Annotated in this window: 7 protein-coding genes; 2 read left to right on the forward strand and 5 right to left on the reverse strand. The window is 62.0% G+C overall.

Annotation, left to right across the window (positions count from 1 at the left end):
* Together EOA27_RS41620 and EOA27_RS26720 are read right to left on the reverse strand one after the other, a co-directional pair.
* On the reverse strand, positions 1 to 194 hold a 194-nt coding region (locus EOA27_RS41620; protein ID WP_210214173.1), incomplete at its 3' end, for a hypothetical protein.
* A gap of 116 nt (positions 195 to 310) precedes the next feature.
* Positions 311 to 952 carry a TetR/AcrR family transcriptional regulator gene (locus tag EOA27_RS26720; RefSeq protein ID WP_126080730.1) on the reverse strand — a complete coding sequence of 214 codons (642 nt, stop codon included), beginning with the start codon at positions 950 to 952 and terminating at the stop codon, positions 311 to 313.
* A 121-nt stretch (positions 953 to 1,073) separates the two neighbouring features.
* Between EOA27_RS26720 and EOA27_RS26725 the strand changes: the two genes are divergently transcribed.
* Positions 1,074 to 1,550, forward strand: coding sequence for a DUF1772 domain-containing protein (locus EOA27_RS26725; protein WP_126080729.1), 477 nt, complete (start codon positions 1,074 to 1,076; stop codon positions 1,548 to 1,550).
* Positions 1,551 to 1,581: 31 nt separating this feature from the next.
* On the opposite strand, the gene EOA27_RS26730 is transcribed toward EOA27_RS26725, so the two are convergent.
* The 3 genes from EOA27_RS26730 to EOA27_RS26740 all read right to left on the reverse strand — a co-directional run bounded on the left by EOA27_RS26730 (position 1,582) and on the right by EOA27_RS26740 (position 3,209).
* Positions 1,582 to 1,893: a SelT/SelW/SelH family protein gene (locus EOA27_RS26730; RefSeq protein WP_126080728.1), complete on the reverse strand. Its 312-nt coding sequence runs from the start codon at positions 1,891 to 1,893 to the stop codon at positions 1,582 to 1,584.
* A gap of 39 nt (positions 1,894 to 1,932) precedes the next feature.
* Positions 1,933 to 2,682: a YebC/PmpR family DNA-binding transcriptional regulator gene (locus EOA27_RS26735; RefSeq protein WP_126080727.1), complete on the reverse strand. Its 750-nt coding sequence runs from the start codon at positions 2,680 to 2,682 to the stop codon at positions 1,933 to 1,935.
* Positions 2,683 to 2,885: 203 nt separating this feature from the next.
* Positions 2,886 to 3,209 carry a helix-turn-helix domain-containing protein gene (locus EOA27_RS26740; protein ID WP_126080726.1) on the reverse strand — a complete coding sequence of 108 codons (324 nt, stop codon included), beginning with the start codon at positions 3,207 to 3,209 and terminating at the stop codon, positions 2,886 to 2,888.
* Between the two features lie 51 nt (positions 3,210 to 3,260).
* Between EOA27_RS26740 and EOA27_RS26745 the strand changes: the two genes are divergently transcribed.
* Positions 3,261 to 3,743, forward strand: a complete 483-nt coding sequence (locus EOA27_RS26745; protein WP_126080725.1) for an SRPBCC domain-containing protein — start codon at positions 3,261 to 3,263, stop codon at positions 3,741 to 3,743.
* Positions 3,744 to 3,793: the final 50 nt, after the last annotated feature.

The following is a 3,793-nucleotide window of genomic DNA, read 5'->3' on the forward strand; positions in this document are numbered from 1 at the left end:
GCCTCTAACCCGGATACGCCCGCAGGATTTGAAAAACCCGCCTTCGAGGCGGGTTTTTTGTTTTCTTCCTTCTCCCCGTTCAACGGGGGGAAGGTGCCCGAAGGGCGGATGAGGGGCAGCGCCGGCGTCGGCAAGCTGACCATCAGCAACAACAGAAATACATCAGAGAAATTCGGTGACAGTGCACTTTTCATAGGCCGGCGCTGCCCCTCACCTGCCTGCCGGCATCCTCTCCCCGTATAGTGACGGGGAGAGGGGACGCTCTCGCCGGCGATTTCGCCAATCGCGTACGCTGCGAGGAGGAAGGCCGCTACTCCCCCACCAACTCCCGCAGCGCCATGCGCTTGTAGGCCTCAACCAACCTGTCACCCTCCTCCCGATCGACCGAGATCGCCAGTCGCACGGCCGCCTCGCCCATCTGCCAGACGAGGAAGGCCGTCGTCTCCAGTTCGACCGGATCGGCATCGGACCTCAGCCGCTTCAGCACCGCGACCAAAAATTCGGCATTGGCTCGGCTGTCGGCGAGCTCGAGCGAGCGCAGGGCCTTGTCGACCTGCGTGCCCGACCAGACGTCGCGTATAACCGGCTCGGCCAGGAACAGCTGATAGTAGATGTCGACCAGCTCTGAAAACGCCTGCTTCAGCCCTTCGGCGTCCCTGACATCTTTCAGCGCCGCCGAGATGCAGGCCTGGCTCTCGGCGGTGTAGCGCTCGGCCAGCGCCCAGACGATCGACCGCTTGTCCGGGAAGAACTGGTAGAGCGAGCCGATCGACACCCTTGCCCGCTCCGCCACCTCGCCCATGCGCATGGCATCGCTGCCCTGCTCGGCAATCAAGGCAGAGGCGGCGGCAAGCATGCGCTCGACCCGCTCGCGGCTGCGTTGCTGGCTCGGCGACCGGCGCGGCGAGGCGATGGCGGCTTGGTCCGGCTTGGCGGTGACTTTCTCGTCCATGGCTCCCTCCAGGCGATTTCCAACACCAGCTTGACTCACAAAATACGAGGGTTTATCACGTTTTACAAATGTGAGGATTCATCACATTTGCAAAACCAACCGACATCTGGAGCCAGCCGAGATGATGAAACTTCTCCCCGCCCTCACCTTCATCGCCGCGATCGGCTCCGGCGTGGTCGGCGGCGTGTTCTTCGCCTTTTCCAATTTCGTCATGGCGGCACTCGCGCGGCTGCCCGTCCCAAGCGGCATCGCGGCGATGAATTCTATCAATGTCACGGTGATCACGCCGACCTTCATGACGGCGCTGTTCGGCACCGGCGTCATCTGCCTGGTGTTGATTGCCGCCGCTCTCTTCGGCTGGAGCCAGTCCGGCTCATACTGGCTGCTTGCCGGCGCGGTGATCTATTTCGTCGGCAACCCGATCGTGACCATGGTCATCAACGTTCCGCTCAACGACGCTTTAGCCGCCGTCGATCCGCAGAGCGCCAACGGCGCCGCCGTCTGGGCGAACCATCTGAGCCAATGGGTGATGTGGAACCGCGTCCGCACCGTCACCGCTATCGTGTCGATGGCCTGCTTCATCATGGCTTTGATCTGAGATACGCGGCCGCAATGCTAAAGACCCCGCTTTAGGCGGGGTCGGTCTTCTTGTGGGTTTTGCGGTCAGCATGGCCGAGATCCCGATCCGGATCGATGACGTCGCGGACCAGCTGCTTCAGCTTCGCCGCATCCGGAAAGCCGCCGTCGCGCTTACGGTCCCAGATCAGCTGATCGTTGCAGGAAATGGTGAAGATGCCGCCGGTGCCCGGCACCAGCGTCACCTCGCCGAGATCGGTGCCGAAGGTGGAAAGCAGCTCCTGCGCCATCCAGCCGGCACGCAACAGCCATTGGCATTGCGTGCAATAGGTGATGCGGATGACGGGAAGCGGCTTGTCGGTCATACGAGATTGAGCTTCGCTCATATCGGATCGCGTTGCCGGTCAGGCCGCGCTGAGCTTTGCCATCGTCTCGTCGTCGACCTCGAAATTGGCGTAGACGCTCTGCACGTCGTCGTCATCCTCGAGGGTGGCGACCAGCTTCATCAGCGACTGCGCCCGCTCTTCGTCGACCGGGACGTTGTTCTGCGGCTGCCAGATCGCCTTGACCGATTCAGCCTCGCCGAGCGCCGCTTCTAGCGACTTCGACACGTCGCCGAGACTTTCGAAGCTGCAATAGATGGTGTGGCCTTCCTCATCGGACTCGACATCGTCGGCGCCGGCCTCGATCGCGGCTTCCATCACCTTGTCGGCGCTGCCGGCCGAAGCCGGATAGTAGATTTCGCCGACGCGGTTCCACATGAAGGACACCGAGCCGGTTTCGCCGAGCGCCCCGCCGGCCTTGGTGAAGGCGGCGCGCACATTGGATGCCGAGCGATTGCGGTTGTCGGTCAGCGCCTCGACGATCAGCGCCACGCCGCCCGGGCCATAACCCTCGTAGCGCACGGCTTCGTAGTTCTCGCCGTCGCCCGCGGAAGCCTTGTTGATGGCGCGCTGGATGTTGTCCTTCGGCATCGACACGGCCTTGGCGTTCTGCATCGCAAGGCGAAGCCTCGGGTTCATCGCCGGGTCCGGCGTGCCGGTCTTGGCCGCGACAGTGATTTCGCGCGCCAGCTTGGAAAACATTTTCGACCGCACCGCGTCCTGACGGCCCTTGCGGTGCATGATGTTCTTAAATTGCGAATGGCCAGCCATGGCACCCCTGTCGTGTTCGGCTAGAGCACCGCGGAGCGAAATGGGATCACCTCGCCATCCGCAAATTGCTCGAATTCAAATTTTCAGAACGCTCCAGGCATGCCTGCGAAGGCACACGGCGCTCTCTGTCGGAATGGCCGGCTTATAGATAAATCGGCTCAATTCGTCCAGACGCGCCGTAACTCCGGCGCCGGAGAGGCCGCTCAGCTCTCAAGGTCGGACTTCAGCCGGTCGAGAATGCTGATCGCATGGCCGGCATACTGGCTGATCCAGCGATCGTGGATCTGCTTGATCGGCAAGGCATTGAGATGGTTCCAACGCTCGCGTCCCTCGCGCCTCGCAATCACCAGGTCGGCCTCCTCCAGCACTTTCAGATGCATCATCACCGTGCAGCGGTCCATGTCCGGGAACGCCTCGCAAAGCGCGCCGGTGGTCTGCGGCTGATCCTTCAGGCGATCCAGCAATTCGCGCCGGCGCGGATGCGCCAAAGCCTTGAAAACATGGTCGTCCCCGGTTTGGCTTGACATGTTATGTTTCTATAACATATTGTTCCACTGAGCAAGGAAGGAGCTGTGGATATGTCCCTTGGATTCAGGATTTCCGGGCGCATCGGCAAACCGGTCGCCGAGGTCTTCGACGCCGTCGTCAACCCGACGAAGCTCAGTGGGTATTTTACAACGCTTGGCGGCGCCTCGGCGCCGCTGGTCCCCGGCACCACGGTCACATGGTGGAATACCGTGCCCGTCGAGGTCGATGAAGTGGTGCCCAACGAGCGCATCGTGCTGCGCTGGGATGGCGGCGGCCCCGGCGTTGTACCGGCTTACAAGACCACGATCGAAATGAACTTCGAAGCCCTGGATGACGGTGGCACCTTCGTCACCATTGCCGAAAGCGGATGGCGCGAGGACGAGGCCGGCCGCAAATCATCCTACGGCAATTGCGAGGGCTGGTCGCAGATGCTGTCATGCATGAAAGCTTACGTCGAGTACGGCATCAATCTGCGTGAAGGGTTCTACCCCAGCGAAATGCGCGGTGAACTGCCGACGTCGGAAAGCAAATGATCCTGCGGCGGGAGCGACAGCCGCACGCTGCCGCCCTCGTTGCCACCATC

It is taken from the genome of Mesorhizobium sp. M2A.F.Ca.ET.037.01.1.1, from assembly GCF_003998075.1.
GTDB lineage: Bacteria > Pseudomonadota > Alphaproteobacteria > Rhizobiales > Rhizobiaceae > Mesorhizobium.

Bases quoted from the DNA above. Each gene is read 5' to 3' on its own strand.
- EOA27_RS26720 (WP_126080730.1), bottom strand. From the start codon at position 952: ATGGACGAGAAAGTCACCGCCAAGCCGGACCAAGCCGCCATCGCCTCG.
- EOA27_RS26725 (WP_126080729.1), top strand. From the start codon at position 1,074: ATGATGAAACTTCTCCCCGCCCTCACCTTCATCGCCGCGATCGGCTCC.
- EOA27_RS26730 (WP_126080728.1), bottom strand. From the start codon at position 1,893: ATGACCGACAAGCCGCTTCCCGTCATCCGCATCACCTATTGCACGCAA.
- EOA27_RS26735 (WP_126080727.1), bottom strand. From the start codon at position 2,682: ATGGCTGGCCATTCGCAATTTAAGAACATCATGCACCGCAAGGGCCGT.
- EOA27_RS26740 (WP_126080726.1), bottom strand. From the start codon at position 3,209: ATGTCAAGCCAAACCGGGGACGACCATGTTTTCAAGGCTTTGGCGCAT.
- EOA27_RS26745 (WP_126080725.1), top strand. From the start codon at position 3,261: ATGTCCCTTGGATTCAGGATTTCCGGGCGCATCGGCAAACCGGTCGCC.